Origin of the sequence: Bartonella sp. CR127HXZ, from assembly GCF_042194555.1 — a bacterium.
GTDB classification, from domain to species: domain Bacteria; phylum Pseudomonadota; class Alphaproteobacteria; order Rhizobiales; family Rhizobiaceae; genus Bartonella; species Bartonella grahamii.
On record NZ_JBHIMZ010000012.1, the window covers coordinates 14,400 to 31,857 of the forward strand.

A 17,458-nucleotide genomic window follows, 5' to 3' on the forward strand; every position below is an offset into this window, starting at 1 on the left:
AATTACCTTAGGAGGAGAGGATTTACAATATTAGAAATTGGCAAAGGAAAAGAAGATACTCAAGCGCAATGAGGGCTATATCTGATGAACTTTATATTATATCCGCTGTTGTTGTGAAATGGGGATGGAAAAAATGAGAGTTATCTGAGAAAACTGATGAATGAGAAACATAATGACATATTGTTTTTGGAAAATGTGTTTTCTTTAAATGCATAAATAAAAAGATAAAGTCATGTGTCATCTTCACTTTTTAAAATATGGCTCTGAATGTTTTTGAATATTGTCAAGTTGAATTAAAAGGAGATAGTAAAAATAGGAACTGATTTTTACACGTTCCTACTCTTTATTAGGCTGTCTTGCCATGAAGATTGTCTAAAAAGGTATATGTAAACTCTTGTTTTTCAATTTTGGCATATGTTTTGTCTGCTTACAAAGTACATATTGTTTCAATATAACATCTCTATCGTAAGGATGTTTATTATGTCCGTTCTGGGGGGGGGAGACAGCAGTTAAAGTAGGCGTTTTTGATGCATGTCAACCGATTAAGGCTATTTTTGAATAACAATTTTAAAGGTGATTTTTCTGTCGTTCTTCAGTTATATTTTTGCAATTTTTTTGTAAAAGCAAAAGATTTAGATTGTATTTTTGAGTAATTTTTTAATTCCATATTTACATAAAACACAAAAAATATTAATAGACTTCCTATTTTTAAACCAAAACGTATTAAATTTCCTGGTTAAATCTCTTGATACGTTATGCATTGCTCTATGATGGGGCAGAATTATGGTGTAATTATGGTAAATCTATTTAAAAATCGTTTCTCTTTATGTACTTTTACAACAGCATGTCTTTTTTTTGCACACAATGCTGAATCTCAAGTTTCCTCTGGAAAAAAGCAGTCTTCATGTGATCAGAATGCAGCATTTTATCAGTGTTCTGATGGTGGAGAGCACGAAATTAATAATAAAGTTTATTCACTAACGAATAAAAATATTAATGGTGTTTATGGAGCCATAGAGGCGTCTAAGAAAGGTACAATTATTGGAGGCAAGAATATAACTGTTAAGGGTATTTTGGATGAAAAGAATAATTCGGAAAAGATTTTTTGGAAATATGGAGTAAAGGCATCAGAACAGGCAAGAGTCTCTCTGAGCGATTCTACGTTGAGTGGCGTTTTAGTGGGGGTGGAAGCTCAAGGTGGCTCCCTCACAATATCTGGTGGATCAATTGATGCAATCAAAGTGGGGGCTGTTGCAGAAGGAAAATCTCAAAGTAGAGTTGATTTAACGAATACGCAAATTAGGCTAGGGAGTGTTGGGGTTAAAGCAGGAGAAAAAGGGTATTTTATTTTAGAGGGTGTTTCTATTACCGGCAAGGGGAGTACTGGTAAGGATGATCAAGGGCTGGATACAGGTCGTCAAGCAGCTTTTCACATATTTGAAGATGGTTATGTTGAGTTTATGAAAGGTTCTGTTGATGTTACTGATGCTCATGGGCTTTTATTGCAGGGAAATAAAGGTTCTCAGATTAATATTGGAGATTCCAATATTACAGTGAAAGGTAATGCATTTTATGGTATGCATTTTGAAGGTAAGGCAACATCAGGTGGTTCGTCAGAGGGGGAAGCATTGCGCGTTGATTTGAGAAAAACGCGTTTTGTTGTTCCAGATAGTATAGCTCTTTATAGCAGTCAATCTGGAAAGTCTAAAATATTTTTAAAGGAAACAAAGCTTTTTGGAGATTTGTTGCTGAAGGCTGATCGTCACTCTTCTATAAAGGTTGTTGCTGATGACTCTGCACTTGTCGGTCAAACTCAGGTTGATAATAGTTCTAAAGTTGACCTTAAATTGAAAAATAATTCACAGTGGGTTTTATTACAACCAAGACATAAAAAATTACAAAATCCTCATTATAGAGATGTTTCGTTTATTTCATCGGTAGATCTTTCTAATAGTTCTATTATTTTTAAAAAACCAAAGTCCAGTACTGATCATACATATCAAACGCTTTATATTGGAAAAGGAAAAGGTCTTGTTTATCAGGCTGGTAGTGGTTCTTGGGTTCATTTGAATGCATGTTTAAATCCTAGTGATACAAGTGGTAATCAGGTAACGGATCGGCTTCTCATTCATGGTGATGTTTGGGGAAAAACCATAGTCCATATACAAGGGGTTGCTGGAGGTTTAAAAGGAAAAAACGAAAAAGCGCATAGTGTTTCAATTATTCAAGTTTATGGAGATGCATCGTATGACTCTTTTCAACTGAATGGGCAGTATGTTGCATTGGATGGCGCGCCTTATAAATATGTACTTCGTTCTTATGGTCCAAGTGCTACTGGAGAGGAGGAGCATGTTAAACAGAGGTTTGCTTTGAATGGAGGCGCATTTTGGAATTTTCGTTTAGAAAATGAATATGTTCAAACTACTGATTATAGAGAAACTCCTATGGTTTCTAAACGTACACCTCCTGCACATGCTTCTTTTGAGGATATTGTTCCAGAATCTTCTGCGGATGTTGTTCCGGTGTCTTCTGCGGGTGTTGTGCCAGCGTCTTCTGTGGATGTTGTTTCAGCATCTTCTGTGGATAGTCTTTCTAAAATTAAAAATGTTCCCTCATCTGGACGAGGTGTAAGATCTGTTGTTCCTCAGGTACCAACTTATCTCCTTTTGCCAAATAGTTTGTTCCATGTAGGTTTGATAGATATTAGCAATCAAAACAAGCAGTTGGAGACAGTACGGACTAATTTGGGTGGAATGTTGGAAATTCGTGAAAATCCTGCTTCATTTTTGCGTGGCTATGGTGGGAGTTATCGTTATGTTTCAGATTTATCTGCGCTTGAATATGGTTATGGAGGGGATCTAGGGTACTATGCGCTAGAGACAGGTGTTTTGCTACAAACTGTTGAGAATGTTGACAGTACTATATCCTTTGGGGTTATGGGGTCTTATGGAAAGCTTTCTCTACAGCCTCAAGATGTTGCACAAAGCCAAAAAAGTACATTTGATAAATGGACTGCTACAGTATATGGCAGTATGCAGCATGATGTAGGATTCTATGTTGATGGTCTTTTATCCTATGGTCTGTTTAAGGGAGATGTTCTGACAACTGCTCGGGGTAAGACTGCAACATTGAAGGGTAACCCTTTAAGTGTTTCCTTGATGAGTGGTCAGAAAATTGCCACAGGATATGAAGGTGTTGTTTTTGATCCACAGGTTCAGGTTGTTTATCAACATCTTCAATTTAATGAGGCTCGTGATATTGATAATTTTAATATTGAGATGGGTAAACTGGATCAATTGATGGTACGTATGGGTGGTCGTTTGATGAAGACCCTGACTGCGTCTGAAAAAGATCGTGATGTTTCTTTCTATGGAAAGATTCATTTTGCCCATGATTTTGGCAAAGAAAGAGCTGTGCGCTTTAAAGATTCTTTCCAGTTAGGGGCTTTTGGTTCTTCTCTAGAGGCTGGATTAGGGCTTAATGCTCGCTTGTCTCAAAAAGTTGCGCTTCATGGTGACTTGGTTTATCAGCATAAGTTGAGCAAAGGTGGTTTTTCCGGAATCAGTTTTTCTGGTGGATTGCGCTACCGTTTTTAGAATGATCATCTTGGGGTAAGTTGTTTAAAAAGCCACAAGCATAGCTTGTGGTTTTTTATTATTTGTTTGTAACTTTTAAAATAAGCTTTTTTAAAAAATGTTTTTTGCATGAGTAAGTTTGTTTCTTTTTAGAAACGAGATAAGGCTTTCTGGTTTGCTGTTCTTGCTTCTTATGCTGTTTTTCTTCCTTTAGTGTATTTTTATTAAATTCTCTTTAAATCACCGCTTTGGGGTGGATTTTTTATTTTTATCTATATTTTTACGCGTTTTTATAAATAATACAATTTTAAATTGTGATATTTTGGGGTTCTGGCTTTACATAAAACATTTAGTGGATATATAAAATACAAAACGTATTTTAAATTATCGCGCGTAACCAAAGTTATTAAACAGAACGCGTGTTTTTTTGTTTTTAGAGAAGGGGAAGAAAGTATGTAGAAAATTATGCTTCAAAATCATCTCTCTTTATGTCGTTTTACAACGGTTATTTTTTTCTTTGTATACAATGCTGATGCAGGTGAGATTCCTGCTGAGAAGAAGTTATATTCATGTAACGAAAGTGCCTCATTTTATCGCTGTAATGATGGTCAACCGCATGAAATTTCCCAGAAAACTTATCGACTTACGGGTGAAAGTTCTTATGCTGCCATAGAGGCATCAGGGGAAGATACAGTCATTGAGGGAGAGGCTATAATCATTAACGGTGTTTCGAATGCAAATGTCCATTCAGGAGCAAATGCTTGGACAACAGCTGTAAAGTCCTCAAATGGGGGAGGCGTTGCTCTATTTTATTCCATGTTAAACGATGTGTCGATAGGGGCCGATGTTAATGATGAGGGCGCTTTTGAGATGCAGGATGGGGTGATTAAAGCAACCAGAATGGGGATCAGTGTTGCTGGTAAAGGGTCGTTTGTTGCTTTGACCAAGACAGAGATTAAGGCATCTTCTGATGCGATAGGTCTTTTGAGTTATAATGGTGCAAAAATTTATATGAAAGGAGGGAAAATTAACTTTGCTGATGGTATTGGTGTTCAAACAGGAGGAGTAGGAGAAATTAATTTAGATGGTGTTTCTATTACTGGGAGGGGGAAACAGGGGACAAATACAGATAATCATCGTGAAGCTTCTGCTTTTAGTATGCTTCAGGGGAAAGGCTCTCTTAATTTCCAGAAGGGAAACGTTAATGTTAGCAATGCTCATGGCATTATATTGCAGGGGAATGATAATAATGATGCTCATATCAAATATTCCAATATTTTTGTGAGAGGCAATGCATTTAATGGCATGCGCTTTTTTTGGGAAGCTGTCTTCAATGATAAAAAAACAATTATACCTGGAAAAGGGTCTGTCCATTTGACAAAGACAACCGTTATGGCTCCAGAAAGTACGGCTATTTATAGCCGCCAATTCGAAACTTCTGTTAAACTCTCACAATATTCAAAAATTTCTGGAGATTCACTCCTTAAAGCTGTTGAGCATTCCAATGTAAAGATTGAGGCTGATGCTTCTACTCTTGTAGGAGTTGCACATGTTGATGAAAGTTCTACAGCTAAGATAGAGTTAAAAAATGGTTCAAAGTGGATTTTATCGCGACCAAAAGTTGACAAATTGCACAACTCTGATGCTTCTAGTTCTAAGTTAGGGGACTATTCCTTCATTTCATCGGTCAATCTTACGGATAGTTCTCTTGTTTTTGAAGAACTAAAATCCAAAACGACAGATGGTTATCAGACACTTCTTATCGGAAAAGGGGCAGGGACTGTCTATCGTGCACAAGGCGATGCGCGTCTTTATCTTAATACATATTTGGATAAAGGAGGAGCTCTGCAAGAGCAAAAAACGGATAGGCTTTTAATCAATGGTGATCTTGAAGGAAAAACGACAGTCCATGTGTATAGTGTTCCTGGAAGCTCAGGGGCATTGACGGGAGATGGTGGTAATGATCAGGGGATTTCCATTATTCAGGTTTATGGAAAAGCCGCTGAAGATTCTTTTCAGTTAAATGGGGGGTATGTCACACTTGAAGCTTCTCCCTATCAGTATCATCTTAAGAGTTATGGTCCAAGCTCTGCTTTAGGGGCGGCAGATTCCAATCAAAGAGTGCTTAAAAATACTGGAACATTTTGGGATTTTCGCCTCGAAAGTCAATTTGTTGATTCTACTTCTCTCGATACCACTAAAGTTTTTCCTGTTCTTGATTTGGTTGTCCCTCCTTCTTCTGATGATATTCCTTCTTTTCCTAAAATTCATCCTAATATGACTGGAGGTGAGGATGGTTCTATTGATTCTAATTCGAGGCAAAAACCTCAGGAGCCAAGTCTTTCTTCTTCTGTAGATTCTTCTGATAGGGACTTCCATCTTACTACCACACCTAATGTACCTGATGTTGTTGTGCTTGAGATCCCCAACCCTCCTTCCTCTCTTGCGCCTGTTGTTCCCGCTATTGCTGAATCTAAACCAGTTGTACCACCTGCGTCTGGTTCATCTGTTCCGCCGCCTGTTTCTCGTCCCACTTCTGTTGTTGCCCCAGTTGCGTCTGGTTCACCTGTTCCGCCGCCTGTTTCTCGCCCCACTTCTGTTGTTGCTCCAGTTGCGTCTGGTTCACCTGTTCCGCCATCTGTTTTTGAGCCTTCTTCTCATTTTGAACCAAATGTGAGAGTCATTGTTCCACAGGTTCTGACTTATATTCTTGTGCCAAATACCTTATTTTATGCTGGATTGATGGATATCAGTAATCAAAACAAGCAGTTGCAAGCGCTGCGAACTGTTTCTGGTCGGTTGTTGAAAAATGATGAAAATTCCGCTTTGTTTTTGCGCGGTTACGGTGGACATCATCATTATACTTCAAATTTATCTGCACTTAAATATGGTGATTATGGCGGTGAGCTTGATTATAATGCACTAGAGGCAAGTATTTTACTCAAGAAAATCGAAAGTGCATATAGTACGACATCCTTTGGAATTATGGGAAATTATGGCAAGCTTTCTTTGCAGCCTCGAAAGATTAAACAAAGTCAAGAAAGTATATTTGATAAATGGACAATCACAGCATATGGAAGCATGCAGCATGATACGGGTCTTTATATGGATGGTCTCTTCTCTTATGGTTTGTTTAATGGAAATGTTCTCACACTTGAGCGAGGTAAAACGGCTGCATTGAGAGGTAAGCCCCTAAGTGTTTCCTTAACTGCTGGTAAAACGTTTATGATAGGCAGCCGATATTTTGTTTTTGAACCACAGGTTCAGTTTGTTTATCAAAATCTCCAGTTTCATAAGACTCGTGATATTGATAATTTTAATATTGATATGCGAAGCCCGGATCATTGGGGGATGCGTGTTGGTGGGTATTTAACGAAGACACTTACATTTACTAAAGATGCACATGTTCTTTCATTCTATGGTAAGCTTCATTTCATTCGTAGTTTTGATGATAAACAATTTGTGTATTTTAAAGATACCTTCCAGCTTGGTTCTTTTGGGTCTTCTTTAGAAGCTGGATTTGGTGTTTTTTCGCAACTATCTCCAAAAATTATTTTTCATAGTGATCTGATTTATCAGCATAAATTTACGAATGCTGGCTTTTCTGGAACGCATTTTTCTGGTGGATTAAGCTATCATTTTTAATTGTATTTTTTTAATACATCCTTTGTTAAAATTATAAGCACAAAACATGGTTTTATTGTATTGTTTTTCTGATTTTTGATTTTCATATATAATATAAAGCAAATTATGTGGACGACATGTAATAAGAATAATTAGTGCATGAACCAGATCTGTCTTTTCGGTTTTTTATAAAGATAAAATAAAGAAAGTTTAGACTAAATTATGATTAAAGTATTAAAATGCCATGTGTGTGTGTGTTCTCTTACGACCTCTATTTTTTTCTTCGCGTACAATATAGATGCGAGTGCAGAAGATTATAAACCTTCATATAATTCTTTTTTTTAGTCGTATTCGTGTGATACAGTTGATGTTGCTCGTACTTTTGAAAGTCGTGATAAGTTATATATGAGTGGATTGGATAAGAGAACTACAGATGTTATTTTTACAATACAATCTCATAACATAGTTATTAAGCCGGAAAAAAGTAAAGGGGAAAAAGGCGTTTCAGGAACTGGTTGAATTTTAGAATTAAATAGATCTGAGAAGATTACATCAGCAGTGATTGTGTCAAAAGATAATAAAACTTCTTTTAAAAAGAGTTTTATTATAGGGAATGGCGAAAAGAAAAGTGATAGAAATACCACGTTACCTCAATCTGTGGTTGGCGTGAAGCAGGGCGGTTTTTTTCCTTTGATGAAGGTAAGATTCAGGTTTCTGATGTTCATGGTATAGCGGTTGAAAGTGCCGATCCTGTTTTTAAGGAAAGATCATATGAGTTGCAGGATGGTCTTATGTCTGGGATTTTTTTTTGAAAACACAGAGATCCTTATTAAAGGACAAGGGGTTCACGGTTTGCATTTTAGAAGAGCTCCTTCGCAATATGAATATCAAGAGGGAGAGCTTCTTACAAGTTTAGGTGAATTTTGGTTTAAAAAGACTGCTCTTCATATTCCCTATGGTAGGGCTATTTATAGTAACGATGCTAGGAGGTCTCCTTATATTACGATATTAGAGGATTCGCGTATTTTTGCTGATCGGTTATTAGATGTCAAAAATAATTCATTTGTCGCGCTTGATGCCTATGCGTCTTTTCTTGCAGGAGGAGCACATATTGAGAAAGGTTCTTATGGTAGTGTTGCGTTATTCAATCGATCTCAATGGACTGTAAGAGCAAATAAAAATGCGCTTAAAAATAATCATAAAAAAGTTCTATATTTTGTAGATTCATTTCTTTCATTGGTAAGGCTTATTGATAGTTCTATTTTTTTCAGAAAACCAAGAAATGATTTTTTTAGACACTTCGTATTAGGAGATTGGATGATGATCGTGGTTTAGATTATGCTTACGTTGCAGGGGGGACGCACGTTTATATGTTAGTGCACATCTTGCTGCAAATGGTAAAAGCAAGGGAATAAAAGCTGATAAACTTCTTAATCTATGGTGATGTTTATGGAAAAACTAAGGTGCATATTGTCGATGTTTTAGTGGCTTCAAAAAAAATAAAGAACCATAGCAAAGGTAAGCAAAAAGACGATAAAAAGATAGCCTCAGTGTTTCAATTGTTCAGGTTTATGGAAAGGCTGCGGAGGATGCCTTTAAACTGGCAACAGATTATGTTGCTTTAAGAGGAGCGCCTTATCGATATAGTGTTTTCGTGCTAATGGTCCAAATTCTTCTTATAGATAGGTAAAAGGTGGGAATGAATCCGTTAAAGAGAAAAATATTGAGTATAATGGAAATTTTGGAATTATCGACTTGAAGTTGAATATGTTCAGAAACTTTCTCATCTGCGTCATATTCGGTTGGAAAATGATGTGTCTCGTTCTTTAAGCACTTATACTCATCATAATAATGTTTTCGCTGATCATGATGCTTTTGTTCTTTATTCTGAAGAGGGTGTTAAAGCAGTGGTCCCGCAAGTTTCAACATATCTGTCGATGCCCCATGCTTTGTTTCATGTTGGTTTGATGGATATGAACAATTACAACAAACAGCTGGAAACATTGCGTATCGCTGCTGGGGCTTTAGGGGAAAATGGTAAAAAAATCCTGCACTTTTTGCGCGAGGTTACGGTGGAAGTTATCATTATGTTTTTGACCACCTGAGCTTCAATATGGCTATGGCGGAAATTTGAATTATAACGCTATAGAGGCAAGTGTCTTGCTCAATGCGATTGAGGATATACATCACACTTTGAGCTTTGGAATAATGGGGAATGATGGAAAAATTCTCTAAAACCTCAAGATATTGAAGAAAGCAAAAAAGTACATTTGATAAATGGTCTATTACAGCATATAGCAGTATGCAGCATGACACAGGCTTTTATATAGATGTCCTTTTTTCCTATGGTTTATTTAAGGGGGGATATTCTCACGAAAGCAAGAGGCAAGACAACAACATTGAAGAGGAACACCTTTGAGTGCTTCATTGATTGCGGGTAAGTCATTTATGACAGGACATAAAGGGGATAGTTCGTTTCTGCCTTTCTCTATTTTTTCATAAGCCTTTTTTCATGACCCAAGTTCATGTCGTTAATTTAAATGTGTTCAGATTCTTCTGAACACTCATATTTGTTACAATTACAATTATAGTTAGGGGTTATTTTTGATCCGCAGGTTTAGGTTATTTATCAAAAGGTGCGGTTATAAGGCGTCTGATATTGATGGTTTTGATATTGAAATGGAAAACTTGATCTGTGGGTGATGCGTGTTGGTGGGTCTTTAAGAAAGATGCTTTCTGTCTCTGAAGAGGGCATTGTTGTTTCTTTCAATGGCAAGCTTCATCTTGCCAATAGTTTTGGAGGAAAACAACGTGTACAATTTGGAGATGAATTCCAATGAGGGGCTTTTGGTTTTTCTCTAGAAACTGGAGTTGGGTTGAATACTCTGTTGTCCTCACATTTTGCATTGCATGGAGATGTAACTTATCAACATCGTCTTAGCAAATTAGCAAAGCTGGTTTTTCAGAAACCATTTTTTCAGGCGGTTTACACTATCATTTCTAGCTATACATAAACTATATAGTAACTTATATATAAGTATATATTGTTATATTAAGTATTAAAAGTAGCTCTTTAGTTTTATATTTATTGTATTTTAAGAATTCTGTTAGTTTAAATATAGATATTATTCTTAAATGAATAAAAATAGGGGAATAGGAGTCGGGAAGAGTTATGTTTTATGTATTTAAAAGACATGTGTTTTTGTGTAACTTTACAACAGCTATTCTTTATTTTTTGCAGGTTACTTATGTTAGTGCTGCAGGATCTTCAAGTGATGCAGGAGAGGCATTTTATAAATGCGATGATAGAAAAACACACTTTCTCGCAGATAAAGTTTATTACTTAAAAAATTCTCAGGAGGCTGCGCCTATTGCAGCTATATATGTAGAAAAAGCTGGCACTGTTGTTAATGCCTCTCAGATAACAGTTTATGGCGATAATTCAGATAAAATATCTGCCTATGGGGCGTATGTAAGAAATGGTGGAAAACTTAATCTAACAGCTGCAGATTTTAAGGACATACCTGCTCTTCGTGCTCAAAATGCAGTTATTAGCATGACAGTAGGGGAAATTAAGGGGGCTTCACATGCTATTTATGCATGGGGGAAAGAAACGGATATTTCTTTAGAGAGTGTGAATATCGATATTGAACCAGATAATTTGAAGGTAAAAGGGATCGGTATTATGAGTGGTTTTGATGCAATGGTTAGAATGTCAGAAGGTACCGTTAATTTTAATCAGATTGGCTCATTTTCAACTCGGTTTGGGGGGGGCTATATTCTTGATACTATGTGTATTACGGGGCAAGGAAGGAGGGAGGAAGCTAGAACAGATGGTGATGGCGCTATGGGGGTATTGCTTGAAGCTTTTGAGGTTTTTCAAGGGGGTGATGTTCATTTGAAAAAAAATGTTATTCATCTTAACAATATGCATGGATTCTTGATTAAAAATTTTTCAGGTTATGTAGACGATAATGGCAAATTAATTCAAAAGTATGTTTCACCAGATGGCTTTAAGAATACAAGTATTAAGATAGAAAAAAATAATATTTCTGTGAAAGGGGATGGAGTACATGGTTTGTATTTTAATGTTTTAGCTCCAGAAGAGCTTGCTAAGATGATTAGGCAACGAGATGATGAAAAAGTTTTAGAAATCCAAAAAGTTCTCACGGGGAAGGCATTTGTTTATTTATCACAGACAAATATGACAGTTCCAGATGGTATTGCGATTTATGCGAAGGGGAATAGAGGCTATGGGGCTGAAGGTATTCTTGAATTATCTGATGAAACAAAGATTTCTGGTGATTTGTTGCTAAAAGCTAAAAATAACTCTTCTCTATTGGTGAAAGCAAGTGCTTCTTCTCTTACAGGAGGTACGCGTGTTGACGATAAATCAACTATTGATTTAGAGTTAACCCACTATTCAACATGGTATCTTACTAAAAGTAAATACAACGGTTTACGGGAATCTGTTTCATCACTTTCTTCTCTAAGTCTTTCCAATAGTACACTGATCTTTAATGATGAAGATATATCGAATGGTTATCAAACGCTACGCATTGGAAAAAGGGCGGATATAGACGCAGGAGATAGAATTCTCGCATCAAAAGATAAAAAAGTCTACAGTGCTGAGGGAAATGCTCAGATTAAGTTGAGTGCATTTTTGAGTGATGAGGGTTTGTTTGATCCCCAAAAAACCGATCGTATATTGATTTCTGGTGATGTCTCGGGAACGACATTCATTCATGTGCGAAATTTTCCGAAAGCTGCAAATAAAGAAGTCTATGATGGAAGAGATCAAAGCATTTCACTTATTCAAGTTGCTGGAACAGCGCAGGCAGGTTCTTTTCAACTCGCCAATGGTTATGATAGTTATACTACAGTGAAAGGTTTTCCTTATCAATATCGTATTCGTGGTTATGGTCCGAATTCGCCCTTTGGAAAAGCGGATGTTAAGCAAAGATTAGTGGAAGGTGAGGGGGATTTTTGGGATTTCCGTCTTGAAGGTATCTATATTTCTTCTAGAATAGGTACTTATAATGGTCCACTTATTAAACCGGCTTCGTTTTCATTATCTCGTCCTTTAGATTCTCCGCCTCCCAATCCACTTCCTACGTCATTGACATCTGCCACAGCTCCTTCTTCTACATCTTCTGATCCTGTTGATCTTCCACCTTCTCCCCCCACTCCACTTCCTACGTCATTGACATCTGCCACAGCTTCTTCTTCTACATCTTCTGATCCTGTTGATCTTCCCCCTCCGCCCTCCAATCCACTTCCTACGTCATTGACATCTGCCACAGCTTCTTCTTCTACATCTTCTGATCCTGTTGATCTTCCACCTTCTCCCTCCACTCCACTTCCTACCTTGTTGATGTCTGACTCGCCTTCTGTTTCGGCATCTCCTTCATCTGCAGATTCTGTTTCTCCTGCTCCTATTGAACCAAAGCCTTCTACATCTTCTGATCCTGTTGATCCTTCGTCTAATCTTCCTGTGTCGCTTAATGTTCAGTCTAATCTCCAAATTAGAGCTGTTGTTCCTCAATTGCCAACTTATCTTCTTTTGCCAAATACCTTATTTCATGCTGGTTTAGTGGATATGATCACGCAAAATAAGAAGGTAGAGACAATGCGGAATGCTTTTCATTCCTCTTGGAAGGATGATGAAAAGACAGCCTTTTTTCTGCATGCTTATGGTGGTAGTCATCATTATGCTTCCAATTTATCTGCTTTTGAATATGGCTATAACGCTGAGCTGAATTATAGTGCACTCGAAGCAGGTGTTTTGTTAAACGAGATTGAGAGTTTATACAGTCGTACATTCTTTGGGGCTTTGGGGAACTATGGAAATCTTTCTCTAAACCCACAGGATGTTGAACAAAGCAAAAAAAGCGCATTTGATAAATGGTCTGTTGGAGCCTATGGGAGTTTACAGCATGATACGGGTTTTTATATCGATGGAGTATTATCGTATGGACTTTTTAAGGGAGATGTTTTGACACTAGCACGGGGCAAGGTTGTTGCGTTAAAGGGTAAACAGTTTAGCGGTTCTTTAACAAGTGGCAGAACGTTTGCAACAGGGTATAAAGGTGTTGTTTTTGATCCGCAGATTCAGGTTGTTTATCAGCATCTTCAGTTTAATCCGGCACATGATGTTGATAATATTGAGGTTGATTTAGGAAAATTTCATCAATGGGTGGGGCGTGTTGGTGGGCGTTTAAGCAAGACACTTAATATTTCTGAAGAGGGACGTGTCGTTTCTTTTTATAGTAAGCTTTCTTATTTGAATAGTTTTGAAGATAAGCAATTTGTTTCTTTTAAAAACGATTTCCAATTAGGTTTTTTTGGTTCTTCTTTAGAAGCGGGGCTTGGTTTTAATGCCAAATTATCTTCGAAATTTGTACTTCATGGAGATATAAATTATCAGCATAGACTGACAAAAGCAGGGTTTTCTGGAATGAGCTTTTCTGGTAGATTACAATATCATTTTTAGTTATCCATGAAATATAGAATAATTTATATATAAGTATATAAGAGTTATATTAATAATTAAGTTAAATATTTATCGTATATTTATTTTATTTTAAGAAGTTTGTAATATACATTATTTGATTGTTCTTCGTTAATAAATAGGGGTAAGGAAGAATGGTGATAAATGTATTTTACAAACATGCATTTTTATATAATTTTACAACAGCTATTCTTTATTTTTTGCAAATTTCCCATCTTGAAGCTGCTGGAAGTTTATGTGATCCAGAGGCTCCATTTTATAAATGCGATGATAGAAAAACACACTTTCTCGCAGATAAAGTTTATTACTTAAAAAATTCTCAGGAGGCTGCGCCTATTGCAGCTATATATGTAGCAAAGCAAGGCACAATTGTTAATGCGTCTCGTATAACTGTTACGGGTGATAATCCAGATGAAATATCTCAATATGGTGCATTCGTACAAGATAGCGGAAAGCTTATTCTAAGGGATTCAAACTTTAAGGATATCCCCGGTCTTCGTGTTCTAAATGGAGTTATTCAGATGAATGACGGGAAGATTGAGGGAACTTCGCACGCTATTTATGCATCGGGGAAAGAGACGGATGTTATTTTAGTTAGTGTCAATGTTGAAATTAAACCAGACAATTTGAATGCAAAGGGTATAGGGATTGTAAGTGGTCTTAATGCATTTGTTAGGATGTCAGGTAGCACTGTTACTTTTAATGAGATTGGCGCGTTTTCAACAAAGTTTGGGGGGAGATATCTTCTCGATACCATGACGATTGAGGGAAAAGGAAAAAAATACACTGCTATAGTTAATAATGAAAGTGTCGATAAATTACCAGAGGCTTTTGACATATTGCAAGGTGGGGATGTTCATTTGAGGAGTAGTTCTATTGTGCTTAATGATATGCATGGCTTTTTGGTTAAAAATTTTTCAGCTTTTGTAAATAGTAGAGGCCAGCCTATTCATAATTATGATCTATCAGACGCTTTTAAGAAGACGAATATTGAGATTGAAAGCTCAAATATTTCTGTGCAGGGAAAGGGGGGGTATGGTCTGTATTTTAATCTATTAGATCCAAACACAGTGGCAGAATATTATGGACAAAAAGGTGTTTCAAAAGAGCCAAGAATCACTATGGGAGAGGCATCTGTTCGTTTAAAACAGACAACTTTCACAGTTCCAGATGGTACAGCTATTTATGTTACTGGGCAGGGCGGTTATGGAGCCAGTGTTTCTCTTGATTTATCAGAAGCAACAAAGATCTCTGGTGATTTGTTATTAAAAGCTGAAAAGAACTCTTCTATATCTATTAAAGCAAGCGCTTCTTCCCTTACAGGGGGGGCGCACGTTGAAGATACTTCTACTGCTAGATTAGAATTAACGCGTGGTTCTACTTGGTATCTCACAAAAAGCAAATATAAAGGTTTGCAGGGTTCTGTTTTTACAGATTCATCACTTTCATCTGTGAGTCTTTCTGATAGTACATTTATTTTCAATCGGGATGTATCCAGCGGTTATCAAACATTGCGTATCGGGAATGAACGATACAAGGAGGCATACAATGCGGAGGGTAATGTTCAGATTAAGCTCAGTACGTTTTTAAATGATGATGGTTTGTTTGATTCTCAAAAAACCGATCGTATTTTGATCGATGGAGATGTTTCCGGCGCTACATTGCTTGTGATGGAAAATTTTTCCAAAACTTCAGAAAAGAAAGTAAGCGGTGAAGGAAGCAACAGTATTTCACTTATCCAAGTTTCTGGATATGCGCGTGAAGATTCTTTTAAACTAATGGGCGATTATACTGCAATAAATGGTTTGCCTTATCAATATCGTCTTCGTGCTTATGGACCAAGTTCTTCTTTTGGAAAAGCAGATCCTATGAATAGATTAGTTGCAGGAGATCGGGACTTTTGGGATTTTCGTCTCGAGGGTATTTATATTAGTCCTAAACAAGATTCTTCTACGATTTTACCTATTCAACCTTCACCTTCTGCGCCGGTAGATCCTACACCTACAGACCCTGTTCTCACTCCATTACCTACACCTATTACACCAACACCTGCTCCGTCTGAGCCCTCTGATCCAAGTGATCCTATACCTACAGATCCTTCACCTTCTTCTTCTGTGCCTATTACACCAACACCTGCTCCGTCTGAGCCCTCTGATCCAAGTGATCCTATACCTACAGATCCTTCACCTTCTTCTTCTGTGCCTATTACACCAACACCTGCTCTGTCTGAGCCCTCTGATCCAAGTGATCCTACACCTGCAGATCCTTCACCTTCTTCTTCTGTGCCTATTACACCAACACCTGCTCCGTCAGCGCCCTCTGATCCAAGTGATCCTACACCTGCAGATCCTTCATCTTCTTCCTCTGTGCCTATTACACCAACACCTGCTCCGTCAGCGCCCTCTGATCCAAGTGATCCTACACCTGCAGATCCTTCATCTTCTTCCTCTGTGCCTATTACACCAACACCTGCTCCGTCAGCGCCCTCTGATCCAAGTGATCCTACACCTGCAGATCCTTCACCTTCTTCTTCTGTGCCTATTACACCAACACCTGCTCTGTCTGAGCCCTCTGATCCAAGTGATCCTACACCTGTAGATCCTTCATCTTCTTCCTCTGTGCCTATTACACCAACACCTGCTCCGTCTGAGCCCTCTGATCCAAGTGATCCTACACCTACAGATCCTGTCCCCACTCCGCCTGTTCCTGTTAAGCCTGATATTCAGCCCGAAATGGGAATTAGGGCGGTTGTCCCACAGTTGCCAACTTATCTCCTTTTACCAAATGCTTTATTCCATGCCGGTTTGATGGATTTTGCCTCTCAAAATAAAAAATTGAAGGCAATACGAAGCTTTTCTGGAGGTTCTTTGAAAAGTGATGAAAATCCAGCATTTTTTATCCGTGGTTATGGTGGAAGCTACCACTATGCTTCAAATCTTTCTGCTTTTGAATATGGCTATGGAGCAGAACTTGATTATAGTGCACTGGAAGCAGGTGTTTTGCTGAAAGAAATTGAGAGTTCAGAGAGTTGTACATTCTTTGGGGTCACGGGAACTTATGGAAAACTCTCTCTCCATCCTCTAAATGTTGAACAGAGCAAAAAAAGCGCATTTGATAAATGGTCTGTTGGAGCCTATGGAAGTTTACAGCATGATACGGGTTTTTATATCGATGGAGTATTATCGTATGGACTTTTTAAGGGAGATGTTTTGACACTAGCACGGGGCAAGGTTGTTGCGTTAAAGGGTAAACAGTTTAGCGGTTCTTTAACAAGTGGCAGAACGTTTGCAACAGGGTATAAAGGTGTTGTTTTTGATCCGCAGATTCAGGTTGTTTATCAGCATCTTCAGTTTAATCCGGCACATGATGTTGATAATATTGAGGTTGATTTAGGAAAATTTCATCAATGGGTGGGGCGTGTTGGTGGGCGTTTAAGCAAGACACTTAATGTTTCTGAAGAGGGACGTGTCGTTTCTTTTTATAGTAAGCTTTCTTATTTGCATAGTTTTGAAGATAAGCGATTTGTTTCTTTTAAAAACGATTTCCAATTAGGTTTTTTTGGTTCTTCTTTGGAAGCAGGTCTTGGGTTTAATGCGCGTCTTTCTTCAAAACTTTCTCTTTATGGAGATATAAATTATCAGCATAGACTGACAAAAGCAGGGTTTTCTGGAACAAGTTTCTCTGCTGGTTTGCGCCACCTTTTTTGACAAAGTATGATATGTCTTTTTATAAAAAAGGCAGTAGAAAA

The 17,458-nt window shown here is 37.5% G+C and carries 7 protein-coding genes; all 7 read left to right on the forward strand.

Translation table 11 applies throughout. The features are described from left to right. Nucleotides 1-794 precede the first annotated feature (794 nt). The 7 genes from ACFIKY_RS07230 (at nucleotide 795) to ACFIKY_RS07260 (ending at nucleotide 17,417) form a co-directional block, all read left to right on the forward strand. Nucleotides 795-3,596: an autotransporter outer membrane beta-barrel domain-containing protein gene (locus ACFIKY_RS07230; protein WP_375661599.1), complete on the forward strand. Its 2,802-nt coding sequence runs from the start codon at nucleotides 795-797 to the stop codon at nucleotides 3,594-3,596. A 444-nt stretch (nucleotides 3,597-4,040) separates the two neighbouring features. Next, entirely contained in the window at nucleotides 4,041-7,220 is a 3,180-nt protein-coding gene (locus ACFIKY_RS07235) for an autotransporter outer membrane beta-barrel domain-containing protein (RefSeq protein WP_375661600.1), read from the forward strand. 750 nt (nucleotides 7,221-7,970) lie between these two features. Continuing rightward, nucleotides 7,971-8,534, forward strand: coding sequence for a hypothetical protein (locus tag ACFIKY_RS07240; RefSeq protein ID WP_375644981.1), 564 nt, complete (start codon nucleotides 7,971-7,973; stop codon nucleotides 8,532-8,534). A gap of 479 nt (nucleotides 8,535-9,013) precedes the next feature. Next, nucleotides 9,014-9,304: a hypothetical protein gene (locus ACFIKY_RS07245; RefSeq protein WP_375636439.1), complete on the forward strand. Its 291-nt coding sequence runs from the start codon at nucleotides 9,014-9,016 to the stop codon at nucleotides 9,302-9,304. Between the two features lie 594 nt (nucleotides 9,305-9,898). Next, nucleotides 9,899-10,039, forward strand: a complete 141-nt coding sequence (locus ACFIKY_RS07250; RefSeq protein WP_375661601.1) for a hypothetical protein — start codon at nucleotides 9,899-9,901, stop codon at nucleotides 10,037-10,039. Nucleotides 10,040-10,371: 332 nt separating this feature from the next. Further along, a complete protein-coding gene (locus ACFIKY_RS07255; protein WP_375661602.1) occupies nucleotides 10,372-13,692 on the forward strand; it encodes an autotransporter outer membrane beta-barrel domain-containing protein in 3,321 nt (1,106 codons plus the stop codon). Between the two features lie 152 nt (nucleotides 13,693-13,844). Continuing rightward, a complete protein-coding gene (locus ACFIKY_RS07260) occupies nucleotides 13,845-17,417 on the forward strand; it encodes an autotransporter outer membrane beta-barrel domain-containing protein (RefSeq protein WP_375661603.1) in 3,573 nt (1,190 codons plus the stop codon). Nucleotides 17,418-17,458: the final 41 nt, after the last annotated feature.

Bases quoted from the DNA above. Each gene is read 5' to 3' on its own strand.
- ACFIKY_RS07235 (WP_375661600.1), top strand. From the start codon at position 4,041: ATGCTTCAAAATCATCTCTCTTTATGTCGTTTTACAACGGTTATTTTT.
- ACFIKY_RS07240 (WP_375644981.1), top strand. From the start codon at position 7,971: ATGAGTTGCAGGATGGTCTTATGTCTGGGATTTTTTTTTGAAAACACA.
- ACFIKY_RS07260 (WP_375661603.1), top strand. From the start codon at position 13,845: ATGGTGATAAATGTATTTTACAAACATGCATTTTTATATAATTTTACA.
- ACFIKY_RS07230 (WP_375661599.1), top strand. From the start codon at position 795: ATGGTAAATCTATTTAAAAATCGTTTCTCTTTATGTACTTTTACAACA.
- ACFIKY_RS07255 (WP_375661602.1), top strand. From the start codon at position 10,372: ATGTTTTATGTATTTAAAAGACATGTGTTTTTGTGTAACTTTACAACA.